Origin of the sequence: Actinomadura fulvescens, from assembly GCF_039533225.1 — a bacterium.
Lineage (GTDB): Bacteria > Actinomycetota > Actinomycetes > Streptosporangiales > Streptosporangiaceae > Spirillospora > Spirillospora fulvescens.
The window spans coordinates 21,133-40,715 of record NZ_BAAATD010000026.1 but is presented as its reverse complement, the minus strand read 5'-3'; the positions used below and the strand labels follow the sequence as shown (position 1 = coordinate 40,715).

Annotated in this window: 24 protein-coding genes and 1 pseudogene; 10 read left to right on the top strand and 15 right to left on the bottom strand. The window is 70.1% G+C overall.

Translation table 11 applies throughout. The annotated features are described in order from the left end of the window. Nucleotides 1-110: 110 nt before the first annotated feature. Nucleotides 111-248 (top strand): annotated as a pseudogene (locus ABD333_RS46135) (IS30 family transposase); the annotation flags it as partial. A gap of 73 nt (nucleotides 249-321) precedes the next feature. On the opposite strand, the gene ABD333_RS46130 reads toward ABD333_RS46135, so the two are convergent. From ABD333_RS46130 to ABD333_RS46120, 3 genes are all read right to left on the bottom strand, one after another. Then, nucleotides 322-540 carry a hypothetical protein gene (locus ABD333_RS46130; protein WP_344549274.1) on the bottom strand — a complete coding sequence of 73 codons (219 nt, stop codon included), beginning with the start codon at nucleotides 538-540 and terminating at the stop codon, nucleotides 322-324. A 130-nt stretch (nucleotides 541-670) separates the two neighbouring features. Beyond that, on the bottom strand, nucleotides 671-1,294 hold the full coding sequence (locus ABD333_RS46125; protein ID WP_344549273.1) for a 2'-5' RNA ligase family protein: 624 nt from the start codon (nucleotides 1,292-1,294) through the stop codon (nucleotides 671-673). Further along, nucleotides 1,291-2,508, bottom strand: coding sequence for a helix-turn-helix transcriptional regulator (locus tag ABD333_RS46120; protein ID WP_344549272.1), 1,218 nt, complete (start codon nucleotides 2,506-2,508; stop codon nucleotides 1,291-1,293). The genes ABD333_RS46125 and ABD333_RS46120 overlap by 4 nt, the downstream gene beginning before the upstream one ends. 184 nt (nucleotides 2,509-2,692) lie before the next feature. Between ABD333_RS46120 and ABD333_RS46115 the strand changes: the two genes are divergently transcribed. From ABD333_RS46115 to ABD333_RS46095, 5 genes are all read left to right on the top strand, one after another. After that, nucleotides 2,693-2,893: a hypothetical protein gene (locus ABD333_RS46115; RefSeq protein ID WP_344549271.1), complete on the top strand. Its 201-nt coding sequence runs from the start codon at nucleotides 2,693-2,695 to the stop codon at nucleotides 2,891-2,893. Continuing rightward, nucleotides 2,886-3,287: a hypothetical protein gene (locus tag ABD333_RS46110; protein WP_344549270.1), complete on the top strand. Its 402-nt coding sequence runs from the start codon at nucleotides 2,886-2,888 to the stop codon at nucleotides 3,285-3,287. Before ABD333_RS46115 ends, ABD333_RS46110 begins: the two co-directional genes overlap by 8 nt. A 303-nt stretch (nucleotides 3,288-3,590) precedes the next feature. Next, on the top strand, nucleotides 3,591-4,091 hold the full coding sequence (locus ABD333_RS46105; protein ID WP_344549269.1) for a hypothetical protein: 501 nt from the start codon (nucleotides 3,591-3,593) through the stop codon (nucleotides 4,089-4,091). Between the two features lie 64 nt (nucleotides 4,092-4,155). After that, nucleotides 4,156-4,593, top strand: a complete 438-nt coding sequence (locus tag ABD333_RS46100) for a hypothetical protein (protein WP_344549268.1) — start codon at nucleotides 4,156-4,158, stop codon at nucleotides 4,591-4,593. Nucleotides 4,594-4,602: 9 nt separating this feature from the next. After that, on the top strand, nucleotides 4,603-4,821 hold the full coding sequence (locus ABD333_RS46095; RefSeq protein WP_344549267.1) for a hypothetical protein: 219 nt from the start codon (nucleotides 4,603-4,605) through the stop codon (nucleotides 4,819-4,821). A 202-nt stretch (nucleotides 4,822-5,023) separates the two neighbouring features. On the opposite strand, the gene ABD333_RS46090 is transcribed toward ABD333_RS46095, so the two are convergent. Beyond that, nucleotides 5,024-6,502 carry an MFS transporter gene (locus ABD333_RS46090; RefSeq protein WP_344549266.1) on the bottom strand — a complete coding sequence of 493 codons (1,479 nt, stop codon included), beginning with the start codon at nucleotides 6,500-6,502 and terminating at the stop codon, nucleotides 5,024-5,026. A gap of 148 nt (nucleotides 6,503-6,650) precedes the next feature. On the opposite strand from ABD333_RS46090, the gene ABD333_RS46085 reads away from it, so the two are divergent. Both ABD333_RS46085 and ABD333_RS46080 read left to right on the top strand, forming a co-directional pair. Continuing rightward, nucleotides 6,651-7,394 (top strand): ABC transporter ATP-binding protein, encoded by a 744-nt coding sequence (locus ABD333_RS46085; RefSeq protein ID WP_344549265.1) that lies wholly within the window; start codon nucleotides 6,651-6,653, stop codon nucleotides 7,392-7,394. 4 nt (nucleotides 7,395-7,398) lie between these two features. Then, nucleotides 7,399-9,921, top strand: a complete 2,523-nt coding sequence (locus tag ABD333_RS46080; RefSeq protein ID WP_344549264.1) for an FtsX-like permease family protein — start codon at nucleotides 7,399-7,401, stop codon at nucleotides 9,919-9,921. Between the two features lie 44 nt (nucleotides 9,922-9,965). Here ABD333_RS46080 and ABD333_RS46075 read toward each other — a convergent pair whose 3' ends face one another. The 11 genes from ABD333_RS46075 to ABD333_RS46025 all read right to left on the bottom strand — a co-directional run bounded on the left by ABD333_RS46075 (nucleotide 9,966) and on the right by ABD333_RS46025 (nucleotide 18,000). Further along, nucleotides 9,966-10,514, bottom strand: coding sequence for an NUDIX hydrolase (locus tag ABD333_RS46075; RefSeq protein WP_344549263.1), 549 nt, complete (start codon nucleotides 10,512-10,514; stop codon nucleotides 9,966-9,968). After that, nucleotides 10,511-11,674, bottom strand: coding sequence for a Rossmann-fold NAD(P)-binding domain-containing protein (locus tag ABD333_RS46070; protein ID WP_344549262.1), 1,164 nt, complete (start codon nucleotides 11,672-11,674; stop codon nucleotides 10,511-10,513). Before ABD333_RS46070 ends, ABD333_RS46075 begins: the two co-directional genes overlap by 4 nt. Further along, nucleotides 11,671-11,958 (bottom strand): hypothetical protein, encoded by a 288-nt coding sequence (locus ABD333_RS46065; protein ID WP_344549261.1) that lies wholly within the window; start codon nucleotides 11,956-11,958, stop codon nucleotides 11,671-11,673. The genes ABD333_RS46070 and ABD333_RS46065 overlap by 4 nt, the downstream gene beginning before the upstream one ends. After that, nucleotides 11,955-12,260, bottom strand: a complete 306-nt coding sequence (locus ABD333_RS46060; RefSeq protein ID WP_344549260.1) for a hypothetical protein — start codon at nucleotides 12,258-12,260, stop codon at nucleotides 11,955-11,957. The genes ABD333_RS46065 and ABD333_RS46060 overlap by 4 nt, the downstream gene beginning before the upstream one ends. A 102-nt stretch (nucleotides 12,261-12,362) precedes the next feature. Next, nucleotides 12,363-13,208 carry a helix-turn-helix domain-containing protein gene (locus ABD333_RS46055; RefSeq protein WP_344549259.1) on the bottom strand — a complete coding sequence of 282 codons (846 nt, stop codon included), beginning with the start codon at nucleotides 13,206-13,208 and terminating at the stop codon, nucleotides 12,363-12,365. An 18-nt stretch (nucleotides 13,209-13,226) separates the two neighbouring features. Beyond that, nucleotides 13,227-13,754, bottom strand: a complete 528-nt coding sequence (locus tag ABD333_RS46050; protein WP_344549258.1) for a DUF6879 family protein — start codon at nucleotides 13,752-13,754, stop codon at nucleotides 13,227-13,229. Continuing rightward, a complete protein-coding gene (locus ABD333_RS46045; protein ID WP_344549257.1) occupies nucleotides 13,726-13,962 on the bottom strand; it encodes a hypothetical protein in 237 nt (78 codons plus the stop codon). The genes ABD333_RS46050 and ABD333_RS46045 overlap by 29 nt, the downstream gene beginning before the upstream one ends. 356 nt (nucleotides 13,963-14,318) lie before the next feature. After that, a complete protein-coding gene (gene phnE / locus ABD333_RS46040; protein ID WP_344549256.1) occupies nucleotides 14,319-15,149 on the bottom strand; it encodes a phosphonate ABC transporter, permease protein PhnE in 831 nt (276 codons plus the stop codon). Continuing rightward, nucleotides 15,146-15,919, bottom strand: coding sequence for a phosphonate ABC transporter ATP-binding protein (locus tag ABD333_RS46035; protein WP_344549255.1), 774 nt, complete (start codon nucleotides 15,917-15,919; stop codon nucleotides 15,146-15,148). The genes phnE and ABD333_RS46035 overlap by 4 nt, the downstream gene beginning before the upstream one ends. A gap of 9 nt (nucleotides 15,920-15,928) precedes the next feature. Continuing rightward, the gene (locus ABD333_RS46030) at nucleotides 15,929-16,843 is read right to left on the bottom strand and encodes a phosphate/phosphite/phosphonate ABC transporter substrate-binding protein (RefSeq protein WP_344549254.1); all 915 of its coding nucleotides are present in this window, start codon (nucleotides 16,841-16,843) and stop codon (nucleotides 15,929-15,931) included. Nucleotides 16,844-16,863: 20 nt separating this feature from the next. Then, complete coding sequence (locus ABD333_RS46025; protein WP_344549253.1) at nucleotides 16,864-18,000, bottom strand: TIGR03364 family FAD-dependent oxidoreductase; 1,137 nt, start codon at nucleotides 17,998-18,000, stop codon at nucleotides 16,864-16,866. Between the two features lie 144 nt (nucleotides 18,001-18,144). Here ABD333_RS46025 and ABD333_RS46020 point away from each other — a divergent pair, with 144 nt between their 5' ends. Beyond that, on the top strand, nucleotides 18,145-18,900 hold the full coding sequence (locus ABD333_RS46020) for a GntR family transcriptional regulator (protein ID WP_344549252.1): 756 nt from the start codon (nucleotides 18,145-18,147) through the stop codon (nucleotides 18,898-18,900). Next, the gene (locus ABD333_RS46015; RefSeq protein ID WP_344549251.1) at nucleotides 18,897-19,574 is read left to right on the top strand and encodes a phosphonatase-like hydrolase; all 678 of its coding nucleotides are present in this window, start codon (nucleotides 18,897-18,899) and stop codon (nucleotides 19,572-19,574) included. The genes ABD333_RS46020 and ABD333_RS46015 overlap by 4 nt, the downstream gene beginning before the upstream one ends. Nucleotides 19,575-19,583 lie beyond the last annotated feature (9 nt).

Below are 19,583 nucleotides of genomic sequence, written 5' to 3'. Positions count from 1 at the left end.
ACCGCAGCCGACCCAACCCCGACGGTCGACTCTTCGGACAAGTCACTTCCCAGACCCGCCACGGCCGACACTACGACATGCACTACGGCGCCTTGACAAACACAGAGGCACCCAAAGGCACCGACCTGTCGGTGCACAGCCCCCAAGACCTCGAACACGTCGCCCAGCAACTCAACGGCCGACCACGCAAAACGCTCGGCTGGAGAACCCCAGCCGAGCGCCTGCGTGATCTACTGACAACCACGTAAGCCATCAGGTGTTGCGAGGACCCCGAGAATCCGCCGTCCGGGAGCGGGGTATTCGTCAATTTTCAACCGGTGATCAAGGGTTCTTCAGCTCGATGAACGTGCGCAATCCGTCCTCGTTCCGCTCCCCGTTCCAGGCGTACTGAACGAAGGTGCCAGTGCCGTTCGCGTCGAACGCGGCCACATCCTCGCCGGGAGTGGTGAGCTTCACGATCCGGTCGGCCATCGGGCCGTCAACAAGGTAGATCCGCTCTCTTCCTTCGTCGTCTAGGTTCAAATGATCTTTAGAGGACAACTCCGAGCTCCTTTGCTCGTTTCCCAAATGGACGGGGCAGAGCAGGCTCCCCGCAGTGGAGGCAAACCGCGCTGCTTGGCGGTCAAGGTATGGCACCTGCGCCGACGCTCCAAACGGGCGCGGGCGACGGCTACGCGCCCAGCGGGAGCGCGGCGCGCATGTCCCAGCGGTACAGCCGTCCGACTCGCATCTGCTCGACGAGGTGGACCTCGTGCACGCGGAGAGCGCGAGGCTCTGGCCGGACGGCCAGCGCGTCGAGAACGGGCTTCGCCGGGCCGTCGCCGTGGCTGTAGGCAACCGAGACGTGAGGCGTCCACTCGGGTTCGTCGGCGAGCTGGTGCACGCGGACGGATCCGGCGACCGCGTAACGAATCGCCTCGCGTACCGGGTCGAGCGCCTGCGGCGGCCTGATGCCGAGCATGACGGCCTCGCTGTGAAGCCACAGCTTGCCCAGCTCGACCTCGACAGGCTTCAGGGTGGCGAAGCGGTCCGCCGTCTCGCGGAGCATGCGCTCGACCTCGGCGGGGCTGATCTCGTCCGCGAACCCGACGATCTGTGTCGTCATGTGCAGCCAGTCCTCGGGGATCAGGTCCAACCCGGCCAATCCGGCCAACTTGTCCTGACACTGGCGGACGACGTCGCGGGCGTCGCCCTGGTCGTGCAGCAGCACGTGCCAGACAAGGAGGCGGCGGCCTGGCCGGACGCCGGGCCGCCACCACCAGTGGTCGGACATGCGGGCTGGGTACGGGCTCATGGAGTCTCCGGTCCGGTGATCGCTTTGTGCTCCAACGATCCGTCCCGGAAGGCGCGGATCTTGTCCCGCAGATCGGCGGCGCTCTGGTCTCCCTTGTAGCGGCTGTGGCCGAGCCGCTGAGCGACCTCCGACATTCGCCCGATGATGGTGACGACGCGGAACTCCTGACCGAGATCGAACACGGGGGCCAGTTCCTCGGCGGCGCCCTCGGGCTCGCCCATCATGACGTGGGCCAGCGCGGCGCCGATGCGCACCTGAGCCCACGTGCCGTACACGCGAGGGTCACCGTCCGCCCACGCGTCATCGGCCGCTCGGACCGAGCGCAGCACCGCGACCGGGTCGCGGGCACCTAGCCCGACCTGGAGCGCGTAGGTCTCCTGCCGCGCACGCGGACAGCTCCAGGCGTCTGCGACGTCGTCCACATGGTCAGCGTCGTCGCGGGCTCTTTGCGCACGGCTAAGGGCCTGGTAGGCGTCTTCGATCGCGCCGCTTGACTGCAAGGCCGTGGCCTCCGAAACCGCAAGCAATACCCGCCCGCGCGACCCAGCAGGCGCGAGCTCGAAGCCGCGGCGAGCCAGCTCGGCGGCTGCCTGGTAGCGCTCCTCCCACCTTGCGGTCTTGGACTGGGCACACAGCACCAGCGCTCTGGCGGAGTCGGAGTCGGCTTCACTCGCGCACGTCCACGCGGCATACCCGTACGCATCGGCGAGCGAATAGCGGCCGACGTCCCCGGCGAGAAGGTTGATCAGCGCGAAAAGCTCGGCCGAGATCGTGAGCAGCGTGCGTTGCTGTGCGATGCGCTGGCGCCCGCCTTGGAGGAGGTGCGCCGCGCGGGCCTGGAGCTGGCGAGCGTCAGCGAGGACCTCTAGCGGGGGGCGACGTGGGTAGTCGAACGTGAGGCGCCGTGTGGCGGTCTCCAGGTAGCCGATGGCGCCGTCCCCAACGTTGGACTGTTCGAGCCAGTTGGCCAGGGCCACGACGTCCTCGGCCAAGCCAGCAGCCGGGCGAGCGGGCATCGCTCTTCTCAGTGCCGCAAGTTCGCCGCCAGCTGAGAGCAGTTCGTCGAGTCGCTCGGCCACCTCGACGGACGGCGCACGGTGGTCGTTTGCGATCCGCGAAAGGTACCCGTCGTTGCACGGCACCGAACGCGCCAGGTAGCGCTGGCTCATCCCGCGTTCGGCCATGAGCTGCCGAAGCTTCTCGCCGAAGGTCATCGCCTCACCCGTTTCGCCCGGGTTGACCCTGCTGCCTGATGCTGCCTGCACCTGGAGGCAGCAGGCAGCATCTCCCACGGTAGCTGGACCGGCGGGAAGTGTGACGGGTGACGCAGACAAGTCGGCCCCCGGCCGGTGGGTGAACACCGGGTTCCGGAGGCCTGACCGGAGGTGAGTCCGGCTGATGACGAACGTAGCGGAGATCAAGGACCAGCTGCGCCGAGAGTTCCCTGACTGGTCGATCATCACCAGCAGCGCTGGTCGTTGGTGGGCGACCCGTGCCCCCGAGCGGGGCGAGCTCGTTCAGCATGGCGCCTCATGCTTGGAGGCCGACGACCCGGACGATCTGTACGCCCAGCTCGCCGGAGTGAGCGCCGGTGAGTAGCAGCGGCCCCCACTTCCCGGACGGTGTCCGCGAGGCCGAGGCCGCCCGGCGGCTCGCCACGGCGGCGGAGGCGCCGAGGGCGTCGCCGTTGAAGATGCTTCCGGTCGTGCTCGGCGCGTTCGAGGAAGCCGGGAAAGAGCGGCTCCATCCGCGCATCGTGGACCTGGTGCTGTCGTTCGTCCAGGACGAGGCCGAGACCAAGCTTGGCTGCGAGCCGAGGATGGATGCGACGGCCGCGCTGAAGCGGGCACTGTCGAGGGTGCGGCCGATCTTCGCCCGGCATCTGGGCCGTCAGGGGTATCTGCTCGGCACGGCCGACGAGGTCAGCAGGGACGCCGAGCGACGGATCCACCAGGTCGCGGCGTCGGGGCCGCACGGCCCGGACGCGACGTGATGCTGCCGGGTGAGGAGATCGCGCGGCGTCGGGCGTCGGGCGTCGGGCGGCGATCGAGGCGCTGGCGGCCGAGCTGGAGGGCCGTGGCTGGCACACCTACAACCGCGGGGTGCAGATGTGGGTGTGCGCGGTGCCGTTGGGGCCTGGGCGTGAAGTCAGTCGGCGCCTATTGGGATCACTTCGTGTGGCGGCGTGGGTCGTACGTCGAGGCGGACATCGGCCCAGTGGAGGACGTGATGACCGCCGCCGACCTGATCTGCAAACAGCTTTCCCAGACTCCCCGAACCGGGAGGAAGGACCCTTGTGGTTGATCGTCTGAACGTTCACCGGGACCGGGAGCAGGTCCGCGCGGAGTGCGAGGCGTTGATCATGGCGGGTGCGTCCGGGGCATACGAAGGCCCGCTCCGCTACTTCGAACGCGTGAAGGTCGCGCCGGGGTGGGCGATGGCCGGGCCGGTGATGGCCGAGGTGTTCGCGGACACGATCCAGCGGGACGCGGCAGCGGCCGGTGTGGTCATCGCAGGTGTGGCGGACGTGGCGCGGCTCGCACCTTCGGAGCGGCATGGGTACGCGCGCCTGATGGCCCTGGGGATCCCGGCCGGCACCCGGGTCAAGGGCCGCCGGATCCATCGCGCCATGCTGCGTCACGCCCGCACGTACATCAAAGCGCGGGCACGCGGCAGCCACGACGAAGCCGGCGCGGTCCTCAACCGGATGGACGCCGAGCAGCTCGGGCAGCTGGTGTTCATGCTGTGGGCGACCGCCATGCAGGCCCGACGCGCCGCGCTGACGGGCATGAGGTAAGCCTCCCGCCGCCCCGGGTGAAGTTCCCCGACCCCGGGGCCGCGGGCCACCGTGAGGAGGGACCATGTACACCTCGAACACCATCCGCGCCGCCGTCCTGGCGGTCCTCGCTGCGGTCTTCCTCGGCGCGGCCGAGGAGTGCGGAAGCACGTCCACCCCCGGCGCAGGCGACAGCAAGCCGTGCGTCATCACCGCCGTCAGCCCGCCGCACAGGGACTCAACAACGGGGTGGATCACCGCCTACATCAAGTCGCGGTGCTCGCGCCCCCTGGGGTCCATCCGGGTGGCGCTCCGGCTGGAAAAGCACGAATCCGGGGACCGGCGCAACGTCGGCCCCCAGCGCGCAAGCACACAGGTCCCGTATCCGAACGAGCGGACCTACACAGCCGACACCGCATGCTCTGCGGGGCGCTGGCGGCTGTTCGCCAGGATCACGGGCACCGATCGTGGCAAGGATTTCACGTTGGAGAAGGCGACCAGGGGATCACGGATCAGGTGTTAGGTGGAGGCCATGGGCAAGTACCTGGAAGCCGGGGACACCTACGGGCCTGAGGGCGGAGCGGGGCCACTGCGCAGGGTCCGCACCCTGCTGGTGACGACCTGGTGGAAGCTGGGGTGGCTCCGAGAACGCTGGATGGACAGACACGGGACCTACTTCCACGGGCACCGGGTACCAGAGACGCGACACTGGCTACGGGTCTGGTGGCAGGATGACGTACGCGGCCACTGACCCCGGACATGGCGAGATGCCCCACCTTCCTCGCCGAAGTGAAGGGGGCGGGCCGTTCGCGGTCAGGACCTGTCGGCGCTACGCCCATCGGCGCCCAGACGATGAACAAACGCTCCGCTCTCCGAAGCGGAGAGCGGAGCGTTCGACCAGGACGGTGAAGTCCTGGCGGTTGCCGGCCGGGCTTCCCCACCCGCCGACGGCCTCAGCCTACCGGTGCCGGAGGCCCGCCAGCCGAGGGTCTGACCACGTTCCGATCCGGAGCGGCCTGGGGAGTGGCCTGGGTTGCGGGGTGCGGTGCGGGCTTGGTTTCGGGTGCGCGCCGGGGACGCGGCAACGCGCTTCCGGCCACCGCGGCCACCACGGCGATGGCGGCCAGCACCACCCAGGCGGTACGGAACGCCGCGAACCGGTCGTTCGCGTTCTGCGGCGTCCCGAGGATGGCGACGAGCACGGCGACCCCGATCGTGATGCCGATCTGCCGGACCATGTTGATGATCCCCGACCCGGTCGCGAAGCGCTGCGGCGGAAGGGCGCCCACGGCGCTGCCGAAGAGCGTCGGCACGAGGAGGCCGAATCCGGCGCCCACGAGGATCATGCCGCCGAGCATGCCGGTGGCGTAGTTGGGCTGCACGGTGATCCCCGCCGCCCACCAGCCCAGGCCCGCCGCGAAGAGCAGCGCGCCGGTGACGACGACGCGGGCCGGGCCGAGGCGAGGGATCAGCCTGCCGGCCAGTATGGAGAAGACGGGGACCATGGCCGGGCCGGGCGCGATGCCGAAGCCCGCGCGCAGCGCCGACCAGTGCCAGCCGTCCTGCATCCAGAGCACCGCCGACAGCAGCATGCCCCCGAACGCCACGGACGCGACCAGCATGGCCGCCGTCGTGATGGCGAACCCCCGGCTGCGCAGCAGGTCAAGCTCCAGGATCGGACTCGGATGGCGCGCCGACCATCCGAAGAACACGGCGATCAGCACGGCCGCCGCCGCCAGGGTGCCGATGACGCCGCCCGATGACCAGCCCCAGGCCTCGCTCTTGACGAGGCCGAGCGCGAGGGCGGCGATTCCCGCCGTGAGCAGCGCCGCGCCCAGCAGGTCGGGCAGGGGGCCGCGTTCGGCCGCGGTGTCGGGCAGCAGCCACCAGCCGAGGATCAGCGCCACCACCCCGATCGGCAGGTTGATGATGAACACCCAGCGCCACGACACCTCGACGAGCGGTCCGGCGACAACGGGCGCGACGGCGACCGCGATGGTGCCGACGACCGCCCAGGCACGCGCCGCTCCCGGGCGCCGGGCCGGCGGGTAGGCCGCCAGCACCAGGCCGAGCGAGGTGGGTACGAGCAGCGCCGCGCCCACCGCCTGCCCGGCGCGGAACCCGATCAGCATCGGCACGTTCGTCGCCGCCGCGCAGGCGCCCGAGGCCACGAGGAAGATCGTCACCCCGGCCAGGAAGCCGGTCCTCTGGCCGGTGCGGTCCGCCAGCCGTCCGGCCGGCACGAGCAGGGCGGCGAACACGATCGCGTAGGCGCTCAGGACCCAGCTCAGCTCGCCGAGGTCGCGGGGACGCAGGTCGGCGGCCATGGCGGGCAGCGCGACGTTGGCGACGAACAGATCGAGGCTGGACAGCACCACTCCCAGCGACACGATCACGAACACCACCGCCGGGCGGGTGGTGACTCTTGGCATGAGGACCTCCGTGTGGATGCCGGATCGACCGTCTTGAAGACTCGCGGCGCGCTCGGAAGGAATCGGTCGTGGCGGTCCGACTAGTATCGGCTGATATAGTCTCACTTGAGATTATCTCAGGTGGACGGCAATCGACGGGGAGACCCTCATGCGGACGGTTCAGGTGCGCGACCAGGTCATGGTCGCGGCCGAGGTGGTCAAGACCTATGGCTCAGGTGACGGCGCGGTGACCGCGCTGCGCGGGGTGTCGGCGGCGTTCACCCGGGGCCAGTTCACCGCGATCATGGGGCCGTCCGGATCAGGCAAGTCGACCTTCCTGCACTGCCTGGCCGGTCTGGACACCGTGACCTCCGGCACCGTCGTCATCGGCGAGATCGACCTCACCGGCCTGTCGCGCACCCGGCTCACCGAGCTGCGCCGCGATCGGATGGGGTTCGTCTTCCAGTCGTTCAACCTGCTGCCGATGCTCACCGCGGAGGAGAACATCCGGCTCACCGGGCGGCTGGCGGGCCGTCGCGCGGACCGGCGATGGTTCGACACGATCGTCGACGCGCTCGGGCTGCGGGCGCGGCTGGATCACCGGCCCGCGGAGCTGTCGGGCGGGCAGCAGCAGCGGGTCGCCGTGGCGCGGGCGCTGCTGACCCGGCCGGAGGTGCTGTTCGCCGACGAGCCGACCGGCAACCTCGACTCCCGTTCCGGCGCGGAGGTGCTGGGCTTCCTGCGGTCCGCGGTCGACTCGTACCGGCAGACGGTGATCATGGTGACGCACGATCCGGTGGCCGCCGCGCACGCCGACCGGGTGCTGTTCCTGGCCGACGGGGCGATCGTCGACGAGCTGGCGGGCCCCACCATCGACGCCGTGCACGCCCGCATGCGCAAGCTGGAGGGCTGACGCCATGTGGCTGATCGCGCGCCGTTCGTTCACCGAAGGCTGGCTGCGGCTGACCGCCACGCTGCTGGCCGCCGTTGGCTCGATCGCGCTCATCGCGGGCTCGCTGCAGTTCGCGCTGCGCGCGCAGGAGGCGGTGTCGGGCAGCGACGCCAGCGAGTACTTCCGCGCGGACGTGCTCGTGCACGGCGGAACGATCGATCCGGACGACCCGTACGCGCCGCCGGACGGCCGGGTCCGCCTGGACCGGTTCGCCTCCCGGTCGGACGTGGCGGCGGCGGCCGGGGACGCCGCGGTGGCGGTGACGGCCGCCCGCCCCGACGGGAAGGCGATCAACGCGTCGGCCGAAGGCCGTACGCAGCTGCGTCCCTGGGTATCGGACCCGCGGCTCAACCCCTACCACCTGGAAGAGGGGCGTGCCCCCACCGCCGACGGCGAGGTGGCGGTCGTCGGGCACCTGTCGCGCGCCGGGAAGCTGCGCGTCGGCGACACGATGACGTTGACGCTCCCCCGCGAGACGCGCCGGGTACGGATCGCCGGGATCGTCAGCGTCCAGGGCCGCGGCGCGGTGGCCGCCGGCGACCTGGTGCTGGCCGCGCCCGAGACCGTACGGCGCGTCGCGATGTTGCCGCCGGGCACCTGGCGGAGCGTCTGGCTGAAGGCCGCCCCGGGCGTTCCGGCCGATCGGCTGCGTGGCGAGCTGGCCCGGGAACTGGACGGCGCAACGGTGCGCACCGCCGAGTCGGTACGGGCCGCGCAGACCTCGGCCGCAGCGAGCGAGGGCGCCTCGATCGCCGGGGTCGTCGGCATGCTCGCCTCCGTGGCGATCTTCGTGGGGCTGTTCGTGGTGGCCAACACGTTCGGAACGCTGGTGCGGCAGCGGACCCGGCGGCTGGCGCTGCTCGGCGCGATCGGTGCGACGCCGCGGCAGATCAGCCGGCTGATCCGCCTGGAGGCCCTGGTCATGGGCGCGATCGCCGCCGTAGGGGGCGTGGCGGCGGGCTATCCGGTGTCGGCGTTGATCACCCGGCTGTTCGCGCGGGACGGCTTCGACGTCTCGGCCGCCGACGCCCAGTTCGGCTGGGTCGCGCTGGCCGTTCCAGCCGCGGCTGGAATCCTGGTCACCCAGCTGGCCGCCTGGCGGGCGGCCCGCCGCGCCGCAGGCGTCTCACCGGTACAGGCCATTACCGAGACCCCGGAGCGCCGCTGGCCCCGGCTGCTGGCCGCGTTCGCGATCTTCGCCGGTGCGGGCTTCTGGTACGCGGTGGCGGTCGCGGTCCGCTTGAGCGATCCCCCTGGCCAGGACCGCACGTTCGGGGTCACCCTCATGGTCCTTTTTGCGTCGATGCTGGGCGTGACCGGGCTGGCCGTCCTCACCCCGTTCTTCGTCGGCCCGCTGGGCGGACTGATCGGCCGTCTCTGCCGGGGCGAGACCGGCAGGCTGGCGCACGCCACCATCACCCGCAGCCCGCGCCGCGTCTCCTCGGCCGCCTCGTCGCTGATGCTGGGCGTCGCGCTGGTCGCCTCGATGGCGCTGGTCACGCTGTCGGTGAACGAACGGTTCCAAGAGACAGGACGGCAGGTCATGGCGGCCGACCACGCCATCACCGCGACCGCCAAGACCGCCGAGGGCGCCCCCGCTCCCCTGGCCCGCGACGTGGCGACCCTGGTGGCGGGCACACCAGGAGTGACGAGAGCAACCGCCCTCACCCAGACCGAAGTCAAGCTGGTGTCCCCCGAACCGTTCCACCTCCTAGTCAACGCCGCCGAGCAGACCGGCCTCCGCGACGTCCTGCGCCTGGGCGGCCGCCCGCCCGCACTGCGCCCCGGACAGATCGCCCTGTCCTCGACCGTCCTCAAGGAGCAAAAGCTAAGGCGCGGCCAGCAGATCATCGTGCGAGGCGCCCAAGGCCGCGTCACACTCACGGTGGCGGGCACCTACCACGACCCGTCCCACCTGTTCGCCGAGCAGGCGCTCGTGTCGCCCGCCACGATGGACCGGCTCGACACCAACGCCACGACCCAGACGGTCCTGGTGCGCGGCGGCTCCCCGGAGTCCCTGGCCCGCGCCGTGCCAGGCGCCCGCGTCCTCGACCGTGACGCCTACGTAAAGGCGGCATCGGCCTCGCTCACCCGCGCGCTACGCGCGACCTACAGTTTCGTCGGCATGGCATTGCTCCTGGCGCTGTTCGGGATGGCGACCACGGTGTCGATGAGCGTCACCGAACGCACCCGCGAGTTCGGACTGCTGGCCGCCGTGGGCGCGACCATGAAACAGATCCGCTCGATCGTCCGCTGGGAGGCCGCCACCGTGGTCGCCCTAGGCACGATCCTCGGCCTCGCCATCGCCCTGGGAACGCTGACACTGCTGCACATCACGACGGGCAGCTCGTTCCTGCGCCCGTCCCCGCCCTGGTGGCTGCTCCCCCTGGTCACGGCCGGCGCGGCCCTGGCGACCCTCGCAACCTCAGCCCTCCCCGCCCGCCAAGCCGCAACCGTCCCCGTCCTAAAAGCCACCAAATCCGAATAACCCCCACGACACCGCTGATGAGCCACGGGTGCTTGGCGTTGCCGCTACAGGTCGGCGAGCTTGGCGGCCAGCTTCGGCGTGGGAGCCTCGTCGCGGGAGCGCCAGGCGTAGCCGTCCACCTCTTCGGCCTGGATCACCACCTTGGGTTCCTGGACCCAGAACGCCCACCGAACGTCGGCGTGCCAGTGCTCGGGCTCGCCCTTGGCCTGGCTGGCGGGAATGGTGTGCACGTCGATATCGACCGGGGTCACGTCCTGTCCAGGCGGGGCGACGGCACCGTGCCAGGAGATCCCGGTCTCCTCCTCCAACTCGCGCAGCGCCGCGTACGGCAACGCCTCGTCCTCGGGCTCCAAGTGCCCGCCGGGCAGCAGCCACCGACCCAGCGCCCGATGCCGGATCAGCAGCAGACGGCGGTTGTCGTCGATGACGACCGCCCCGCAGGTCACGTGCCCGCCGTCGAACTCGCTCCGCGATGTCAGGTCCCGCCCGGCTTCCAGCGCCTCGGTGAGCGGCCTCAGGTGTTCGGCCTCGCCAGGGTGCGCGGTGAGGTAGCGGGCGACGGTGGTACGGATCTCGTCGGTGCTGATGCTCATGGCGTCCCATCGAAGTAGCGCAGCCAGGTCGCGGCGATCAGGCTGCGTTCGGTCGCGTCCAACTCGTGCAGGCCAGGCTCAAGCGATCCGGGCCCGGCACCGACGGCCGCCAGCGTTCCCAGAGCAGCCAGGATCTCGGCCTGCACCAGGAAGATGAAAGCACCTACGCTCGCGCCGTGAAGGAAGTTGACCGCGTTGCCATCGGCCAGCAGGTAGAAGAAGTGTCCGGTCCGGGCGTAGCGGGTCACGTGCGGCCCGCTGGCCGTCCGCACGTACAGCCCGTCGAGTGCCTCCAGCTCCAGTTCGTCGTCGCTGCTGGTGACCGAGGCGATGTACGCGCCGTTGGCCACCCGCGCGAAGTCGTCCTCGCGTAGCGCGAGGTTGCCCGTGGCGCACACGATCAATCCCGCCCCGGCGATCGCCTGCGCCAGGGTGGACGCGGTGCGGAAACCCTGCGACATGGCTTGAGTTCGCTGGACGGGATCGGAGTCGAAGACGGTGGCGCCGACGTGCCGGGCATGCAGCATCGCCGCGATCGACCGGCCGAGCTTGCCGTACCCGATCACCGCCGCCGGACGGCCCTGCAAGATGTCACCGCGCGAGCGGATCAGCGCCTCGGCCGAGAACGTGACCGACTGCCCCACCAGGTAGTCCTCAGGGTCCTTCAGCGGCGAACGGGCGACGCTGAACACCGGACACGGCAGCTTGCCCAGCGACGCGCCGAGCGCCTCGTACCGCTGGTGGCCATTCTCGGTGTCCTCCACCACCCCCACGACCTGGCCGGAGAACCGCCCGCACAGGTCCGCCAGGCTCGGCGCGAAGTACCCGCCCACGTCCAGCAGCACCACTGGCTGGCCCGCCGCCCGCGACTCCAGGTAGGCCAGCGCGTGACCAGGGTCAGCGAACGCGGCCCGGTCCAACTCGTCCACCGGCATCTGCCCGGTGATCTCCTCCATCGCCGCCGGGTCGATCGACTTCGGCTTGGGCAGCACGGCCGCGACCTCAGCCATTCGCCCGACCGCCCGCAGGAACGCGGGCCGCTCACCCAGCAGATGCGTGATCACCAACGCCGACACCCCGCGCTCGGCTGCGTACCGGCCGGTGACCCGGCGAAAGAACGCCTCAGCCCGCGAGATCTCGAAGTCCTCCAACGCGGTCACGCCGCATCTCCCCTGCCCGGCTCGGAACGGACCAGCCGCAGCACCACACCGGCGACCTCGGTCACCTGCTCCGCCCGGCCCAAGATGCGGCACGGGCCACCGCCGTCGGAGCCGGGCACGCAGAAGTACAACGGTCCGTCCCAGGGCTGCGGATGACACGCCACCTTCATCCGCTGCGCGACGGTCAAGCCCAGCACACCGATGCCGAACGGCTCGACAGCGACCCCGCCATCACGCCGCAACGTCTCACTGAGCTCATCCAGGCGCCTGCGCTCGAAACTCATGCCCGCACCCGCCCGAACGCGCCCTTCACCGCCGTGATCGCATCGGTCGGCTTGTCCGCCTCGCAGATCCACACTGCCCCCGACCACGCGAACCACAACCGGCCCCCGTCGGTATCGCGGGACTGACACCACACCCGCACTGGCCGGACGCCCGCGCCATCAGCCGCCACCAGGTTGCCGTCGTGCACCTCAACCGCGTACCGCTGCCCGCGCAGCAGAGCAGCCAGCGCTTCCAGGGCCGCCTGAGGCGGACTGCTGCTCTGCTCGCGGTCGGCCTCACGGGGCCGATCCAGGGAAACCACGGGAACCCTCCTCACCTACCGGGATAGCGCGTTGTGCGCCACCCAGCACGCTAGGTAGGAGGCAGGATCCGCCCATAGCAGCTTGCGGAAACTTGCACACGTTCAGGATGAGGAGATCACGTTGCGGATGAGATCCCGTGCGGCACGGCCCACCAGCGCCATCCGACTCATAGCCTCGAACGTCCTGACGTACTCGGCGATCTCCCGGGACTGCGTCACCGTCAGGTAGCTGGCCACGAGTTCGACGTTGACCTGGGCGTCGTCAAAGATCCAGAAGTTTTCAGTCGGCCAGCGCTCTCGACCTGATCCCAACGGGATCACGCCGAGGCTCACAGACGGAAGCGATGAGCACATGATCAAGTGGTTGAGCTGGCCGACCATGACATCCGCGCTGCACACCGTGTTCCTGAGTGCCGTTTCCTCGATGACGAAGGCGAAGCGGTGATCGCCCTTGTGCAGAACCTCTTGACGGCGCATACGTGCGGCAATCGCCTCGTCAACGTCGTCCGGCAGCCCGTCGCGTTCCATGATCGACCGCAGCACGGTAGCGGTGAACGCCCGCGTCTGGAGCAGCCCGGGGATCAGCCAGGATGAGTAGACGCGGAAGCGCCGAGTCCTCTCATAGAGCGGCAGACGAGTCTCTTGCTGCCGTTTGAGCCCGCTCTTGAGGAGCCGCCGCCACTCGACATACATCGTAGTGAGAACGCGCAGGGAAGCTATCAGATCCTCGGTCTGATCCTCAGCACCACACGCTGCGCACCAGGCGCGAATGTCGGCGGGCGACGGCGCGGTGCGGGCGTGCTCAAGGCGCGAGCTCTTCGACTCGTGCCAACCGCAAACCCGCGCCACTTCCCGGGCGGTCAGCCCTGAATCCTGCCGAATCTCCCGCAGGCGATCGGCAAGTGCCTGGCGAGCTTGCTGGACGCTCGATGAGGGCGAGGTGGTCACGGGCACTGCTGACTACGGTCAGGACGGCTGGTAGGCGTCGTGGTCGACACCGCGTTCCCACACAGCCTCGAAGGCCGAGGAGCACAGCTTCACGACGTCGGGATCCTCGCTCACCTCGACGCCAGTCGGGCGGCCCTCCCCGTCGAAGTGGTTGAACAGCACGAGGCGGTGATCCACCAGCCAGAAGTCGTTACCCGGCAACGCCAGGTCCGAGGCCCGTCGCCGAGGCAGCCACCGGAGTTCCTCACCCGCCTCCACGTTGGTGAAGGCGTAGGAATGTGAGTACCTCAGGTACTCACTCAGCGGTTCGGAGACGATACGACCTCGTCGTAGCACAACGCCCCGGGCCGCTGTCTCGACGACCAGGTCCAGCCAGGGCCGCCACCATGAGGTGCGGTCGGCGCGGTCCCAGCGGTGACCTGCTCGCCACGCGGTGATCCGCTCTTGTTCCCCCTCGACCGTGTAGATGTCACGCATCTCCAGGTGAACGGCGCGCTCGGTAGCTGACCGCAGCAGGTCAGGGTACGTGGGTGCCTTGTCCGTCACCGTTCACCTCCTCGAAGAACCGCATCATGCGCCTGGGGAATCGCATCGTCAGCTCACCAGGTGGGTCGTCTCCGACCACCGCGCGAGTCTCGGCGTCGGCAATCTGCCACCCGCGAATGACATAGACATCGGCCTCGCGGTCGACCCACACGGTTGGCGACTGGCCGTCGTCAGAATCGGGGTCTTTGCCCAGGAACTCTAGGGACATGGGTACCTCCTGCGTTGCGGTGTGCACGTGCTTGCACCCCTACTGTGCGGGCACACAACGCTCGCCGCCAAGGGACGCGACCAGGGCAACCCCACCAGCCAAGCGCACCGAGTGTAAGGGCCGGGCGGTAAGCGATGTATCCGTTACACCAGCCTGTGCAGCCGGGCCCGTCCTACAAGCCGCCAAAGCCGGATAATTCCGGCCAATGGACGCCCGACTCGTAAGTGGCAGCAGGTCGCGGTCATCAATCCTCGGTAGACGCCCCTTGCCGCCACGGGTCTCGAGGGTCAGGTGGCGGCGGGCAGCGCACGCAACTCCCGCGCAGCGGAAAGCGCCGTCGAAGCCGGTTGCGGAGGTTACGGGGTTAGTCTTCGGCGGATGACGGAGCTGAGCACGTCTACGGCGACCACGAGCGCGAGGACCATCAGGATGTAGGTGAGCATCTCGTCGAACCGGAACTCCTGGATCGACTGGTTGATCAGGAAGCCGATGCCGCCGGCGCCGACCAGTCCGAGTACCAGGGACGCCCGCACGTTCACGTCCAGGCGGTACAGCGCCAGGCCGATGAGCTGCGGCACGGCGGCGGGCAGCACCGCGTGCGCGATCAGCTGGACGCGGCCGGCGCCGGCGAGGCGCAGTGCCTGCGCCGGGCCGTCGTCGATCTCCTCCATGGCCTCCGACCAGAGTTTGCCCATGACGCCGGTGTTGTTGCAGACCAGGGCCAGGACACCGGCGAACGGCCCGAGCCCGACGGCGGTGACGAAGATGAGGGCGAACACCACGTCCGGTACGGCGCGCAGGAACGACATGATCCCGCGGGCGATCTGGTAGACGGCGGCGTTGCTGCTGGTGGCGCGGCTGCCCAGCGCACAGAGCACGATGGTGAACGGGATCGACAGCGTGGTGCCGAGCAGGCCGATCCAGAGCGTGACCAGGCACGCCTCAAGGCCGCTCCGCACGACCGGGTCCCAGGCGAAGTCGGGCGGGAACGCCTCGGCGACGAAGCGGGCCATGCCGTGCCGGCCCTCGGCCAGCATGCCGAGATCCATGTCGGTGTCGATCCAGGCGGCCGCGTGCAGGGCCACGAGGGCGGCGGTGATGAGGCCGGCGGTGATGATGGTGCGGGGACTGCGCCTTCTGCGCGGTACGGGCAGGCGTTGGACGGTGCGTTCGATGACGGCGCTCATGCGGAGACCTTTTCGTTCGCGATGTAGAGGGCCGATATCTCGTTCTGGGAGATCTCGCCGGCGTGGCCCGCGAAGCAGATCCGGCCGTCGCGCAGCCCGACGATCCGGTCGGCGTGGCGGCGGGCCAGCTCCGGCTGGTGCAGGACCGCCGCGACCGCGATCGACTCGGATCGCGCCAGGTCGGTCATGACGTGCATGACGTTCTCGGCGGCCGACGGGTCCAGCGCGGACACCGGCTCGTCGGCCAGCAGCACCCCCGCCCGCTGGCAGAGGGCGCGGGCCAGCGCGACCCGCTGCTGCTGGCCGCCGGACAGCGCGGCGATCCGTTCGTGCGCCCGGTCGGCGAGCCCGACGCGGTCCAGGCAGGCCATCGCCTCCTCGCGCAGCTCGCGCGGGAAGGCGACGGGCGCCCACGAGCGGCGCAGCGGCAGGCGGCCGAGCGCGCCGGCGCAGACGTTGTCGAGCGCCGAACGCCGCCGCACCAGGTGGATCTGCTGGAAGACCATGGCGATGCGCGTGCGGGCCTGGACGGAGGAGCGCGACCCGTCGAACAGGTCTGCGCCGAAGACGTGCGCGCGGCCTTCGTCGGGGAGAACGAGGCCGACCACGCACTTCAAGGCGGTCGACTTGCCCGAGCCGTTGGCTCCCAGGAGGGCCACGACCTCTCCGGGCGCCACGTCCAGGTCGAACCCGGACAGGACCGCGCGCCCGCCGAAGGATTTGCACAAGCCACGAATTGCCAGGGCCGGAGGCGTCATGGTGTCCGTCATGGCGTGGTCCTAGACGTTCTTCTCGGTCAGGCCGAGAGAGTCGGCCAGGTCGAACAGGGGCTGGTAGTTGCGCCGGCCGACGGTCACCAGCGGGCCGGGCTTGACGTCCAAGTAGGAGCCCACCTTGGCGACGTCCTGCGGGGTCAGCGAGGTCAGCGCGGTGACCAGCTTCTGCCGGAACGCGGGGTCGAGGTTCTTGTTCACCGTGATCGGGTCGTTCGGGATCGGGTCGGACGCCCAGATCTGCCTGAACTTGGCCGTGTCGAACTTGCCTTCGGCGGCTGAGGTGGCCTGTTGCTGAGTGTTGATCTCGGCAGCGTCGACCTTGCCGTACGTCAGGGCCAGGAGGGCCTGCGGGTGGCCGCCCGCGTACTGGAGCTTGACCTCGGACTCCGCCACGCCCGCCTTCTTGAGCGCGTACCGGGGCAGCGCGTCGCCCGACGTCGAGCCCGAGTCCGACAGGGCCAGCGCGCGGCCCTTGAGGTCGGCGACGGTGGCGATCGGGCTGTCCTTCTTCACCCAGATGCCCGCCTTGTACGTCGACGGAGATCCGTCCGGATTCCCGAACGAGACGACGGGCTCTACACCCGCCCGCTTGGCGGCGAACACGTAACCGAGCGGGCCGAACTGCGCCATTTCGAGCTTGTTGTTCTGGATCGCCAGTACCTCGGCGGAGTAACCCTGGACGATCTGCACCTCGACCGGGCAGCCCAGTTTGGTTTCCAGCGCCTTGCCGAGCGTCTTGTACGCGGGGGTGAGCTTGGCGGCGTCCTCGAACGGCTCGACGCCGAACCGCACCTTGCCGTTCGGGCAGGAGCCCTTGGCGGAGGTCTGCTTGCCGTCATCACCACCACAGCCGGCCAGAACAACGGCGGCCAGGGAGACGACGGCGGTCATCGCGAGAGAGGGACGAAATCGGCGCATGGCAGGGCCTTTCACTGTTCTCACTGCTGAGGAAGGGAATCCAGGACGGCTCGCGCCAATCCGTGGGCGGTGGTCATCCCGATGCCGGCGGTCACCGAGACGGCGCGAACACCTTCGGCGACCTCCACATTGAGGAAGGAGGTCTGGGTCGAGGCCGCGTACTCGCCTCGCCAGCGGCGCAGGACACGCAGGGACGGGACGCCGAGGAGCCGCGCTCCCTCGCGCAGCAGCAGCCCGGCCGTCCTCTCGTCGTCGAACGGCGCGTGGGTGGCGCCGTAGTGGTGGGTGTCGCCGAGCACGATGGTGCCGTCGGGCCGCTGGGTGAACATCAGGTTCACCCCTGCGTCCAGCAACTCCGGCGCCTCTGACGCGAATCGTTTCCGCAGCGTGTCGATCGACGGTTGCGCGAGGAATCCGCCGTACCGCAGAAGCGACGAACCCGTCAGGACGCCCGGGGCGACTCGGAGACCGCCCGGTGGGGCGACTTCGAGCATCCGCAGCAGGCAACGGGTGACACCCGCGCCGTCCGCCGTGTCGGGCAGGAGCCGGTCGATGTCGTGGCCGACCGCGAGCACGGTGCGAGTGGCCCGCACCTCGCCGCGCGTCGTCCGGACCAGGCCCGGCTCCACGGACACGACGTTGGTCCGCCAGACGATCGGAACGCCCTGCGCCTCCAGCCACGCCGTCATGGCCGCAATCGCCGTGGGCGCGTCCAGCCGCAGGTCGAGCGGCAGATGGGCGCCTCCCAGCGGGGCCGGTCCGGCCACCGGCAGCCGCCGTGCGACGCCGGCCGCGTCCAGCAACCGGACCTGCCCGGCGCCACGGGCCTCGGCGAACTCTTCGAGAACGGCCAGTTCCTCGGGCTGCCGGGCCACCACGAGCGTGCCGGCCTCGCTGACCTCGAACCCGGCACGTTCGGCGAGCCAGAGCCAGCGCTCCCGGCCGGCGAGCGCGTAGTCGAGGGCCGCACCGTCCTGCGCGGTCACGCAGACATGGCCGAAGTTGCGGACCGAGGCGCCGGCGGCGAAGGCGTCGCGATCGACGACCGTGACCGACCAGCCGCGCAGGTGCGCCTCGATGGCGTGCGCGAGCCCGACGACGCCGGCGCCGACCACGAGGAGGTCGACGGGCGAACGGGGGGCGGAGGCGGTGTTCATGCCCCAGAGCGTTCTCGGCGACCTGATCCGCCGTCAACGCTCACCGGTAACTTGTATGTACAAGTTAACTACTCGTTCACCTGCTAATTCGTTCCTTCTACAAGCTGTTGACACCGCGTCGCCCAGCACTTGTATGTTCAACCCATGCCGTCCGGAACCTTGCACGCGAAGGTCGCCGACACGCTGCGGGAGCGGATTCTCACCGGAGCGCTCCCCGTCGGTGCCGCGCTGCCGTCAGAGGCCAGGCTCACCGAGGAGTTCGGCGCCTCCCGGGGGACCGTGCGGCAGGCGCTGGCGGCGTTGCGGAACGAGGGCCTGATCGAGGGCGGCCGCGGTCGTCAGCCCGTGGTCCGGCGCCGTCCGATGGGCCAGCCCTTCGAGACGTTCATGTCGTTCAGCGCCTGGGTCGAGCAGTCCGGGCACCGGCCGGGCCAGCGCACCATCGAGCTGGCCCGCCGCGGCGCGGACGAGATCGCGGCGGCCGCGCTCGGCCTGATGCCCGGCGAGCAGGTCGTCGACGTCCTGCGGCTGCGGCTCCTCGACGGCGAACCCGTCATGCTCGAACGCAGCACGTTCGTGCTCGACGTCGGACGGCTGCTGTTCGAGTTCGACACCGACGCGGGATCCATCTACGCGGGACTCGTCGCCCGCGGAGTCGACCTGTCCGCGGCCACCCACACCATCGACGCCATCGCCGCCACGGTCGAGGACTCGCGACATCTCGGCGTGGCCAAGGCAAGCCCCCTGTTGCGCGAACGGCGTACCGCCAGCACCGCCGACGGCCGTCCCGTCGAGTACGCCGACGACCGCTACCGCCCCGACCGCGCCACCTTCACCATCGCCAATGCCCGCGCGCACCATCTCGCCTTCGCCCGCGGCCTGCCAGGAGACGCCCAGTGACAAGCCCGTTCGACCTCGCCGCGCTGGACATGGCCGGCACCACCGTGCAGGAGGGCGGCGCCGTCTACGCCGCACTGGAACGGGCCGTCACCGCCCGCCTCGCGCGTCCCGTCCCGGCCGGCGTCCTGCACAAGTGGACCGGCACCGACAAACGCGAAGCCGCCGCCGGCCTGCTGCGCGAGCTGACCGGCGAATCCGCCCCGGCCGACGTGGACGAGGTCTATGCCGACTTCACCGCCCGCCTGGCCAAGGCGTACGCCGCCACACCCCCGACCCCCCTCCCTGGCGTCACCGAAGCCATCGGGGCCCTCCGCGCCGCAGGCGTGAAGGTCGTCCTGCAGACCGGCTACTCACGCGAGGTCGCCGAGTCGATCCTGGAAGCCATGGACTGGAGTGTCGGCGGCACCATCGACGGCCTGGTCGCCAGCGATGAGGTGACCGTGAGCCGCCCGGCGCCCTACCTGATCTTCCGCGCGATGGAACTGGCCGGAGTGACCAGCGTCGACCGGGTGCTGGTCGCCGGGGACACCCCCAACGACCTGGCCGCCGGGCACAACGCCGGCGCTCGCTTCGTCGTGGCGGTGCTGACCGGAGCCACCTCGGCCACCGATCTCGGCCGTCACCGGCACACCCACCTGCTGGAGTCGGCCGCGAGCCTGCCCGAGCTGCTGTGAGCTCCTGCC

Coding starts and splice junctions, on each gene's coding strand:
- ABD333_RS46020 (WP_344549252.1), top strand. CDS start 18,145: ATGCCGTCCGGAACCTTGCACGCGAAGGTCGCCGACACGCTGCGGGAG.
- ABD333_RS46035 (WP_344549255.1), bottom strand. CDS start 15,919: ATGACGGACACCATGACGCCTCCGGCCCTGGCAATTCGTGGCTTGTGC.
- ABD333_RS46075 (WP_344549263.1), bottom strand. CDS start 10,514: ATGAGCATCAGCACCGACGAGATCCGTACCACCGTCGCCCGCTACCTC.
- phnE (WP_344549256.1), bottom strand. CDS start 15,149: ATGAGCGCCGTCATCGAACGCACCGTCCAACGCCTGCCCGTACCGCGC.
- ABD333_RS46090 (WP_344549266.1), bottom strand. CDS start 6,502: ATGCCAAGAGTCACCACCCGCCCGGCGGTGGTGTTCGTGATCGTGTCG.
- ABD333_RS46065 (WP_344549261.1), bottom strand. CDS start 11,958: ATGAGTTTCGAGCGCAGGCGCCTGGATGAGCTCAGTGAGACGTTGCGG.
- ABD333_RS46120 (WP_344549272.1), bottom strand. CDS start 2,508: ATGACCTTCGGCGAGAAGCTTCGGCAGCTCATGGCCGAACGCGGGATG.
- ABD333_RS46095 (WP_344549267.1), top strand. CDS start 4,603: ATGGGCAAGTACCTGGAAGCCGGGGACACCTACGGGCCTGAGGGCGGA.
- ABD333_RS46125 (WP_344549273.1), bottom strand. CDS start 1,294: ATGAGCCCGTACCCAGCCCGCATGTCCGACCACTGGTGGTGGCGGCCC.
- ABD333_RS46100 (WP_344549268.1), top strand. CDS start 4,156: ATGTACACCTCGAACACCATCCGCGCCGCCGTCCTGGCGGTCCTCGCT.
- ABD333_RS46085 (WP_344549265.1), top strand. CDS start 6,651: ATGCGGACGGTTCAGGTGCGCGACCAGGTCATGGTCGCGGCCGAGGTG.
- ABD333_RS46030 (WP_344549254.1), bottom strand. CDS start 16,843: ATGCGCCGATTTCGTCCCTCTCTCGCGATGACCGCCGTCGTCTCCCTG.
- ABD333_RS46080 (WP_344549264.1), top strand. CDS start 7,399: ATGTGGCTGATCGCGCGCCGTTCGTTCACCGAAGGCTGGCTGCGGCTG.
- ABD333_RS46115 (WP_344549271.1), top strand. CDS start 2,693: ATGACGAACGTAGCGGAGATCAAGGACCAGCTGCGCCGAGAGTTCCCT.
- ABD333_RS46045 (WP_344549257.1), bottom strand. CDS start 13,962: ATGTCCCTAGAGTTCCTGGGCAAAGACCCCGATTCTGACGACGGCCAG.
- ABD333_RS46025 (WP_344549253.1), bottom strand. CDS start 18,000: ATGAACACCGCCTCCGCCCCCCGTTCGCCCGTCGACCTCCTCGTGGTC.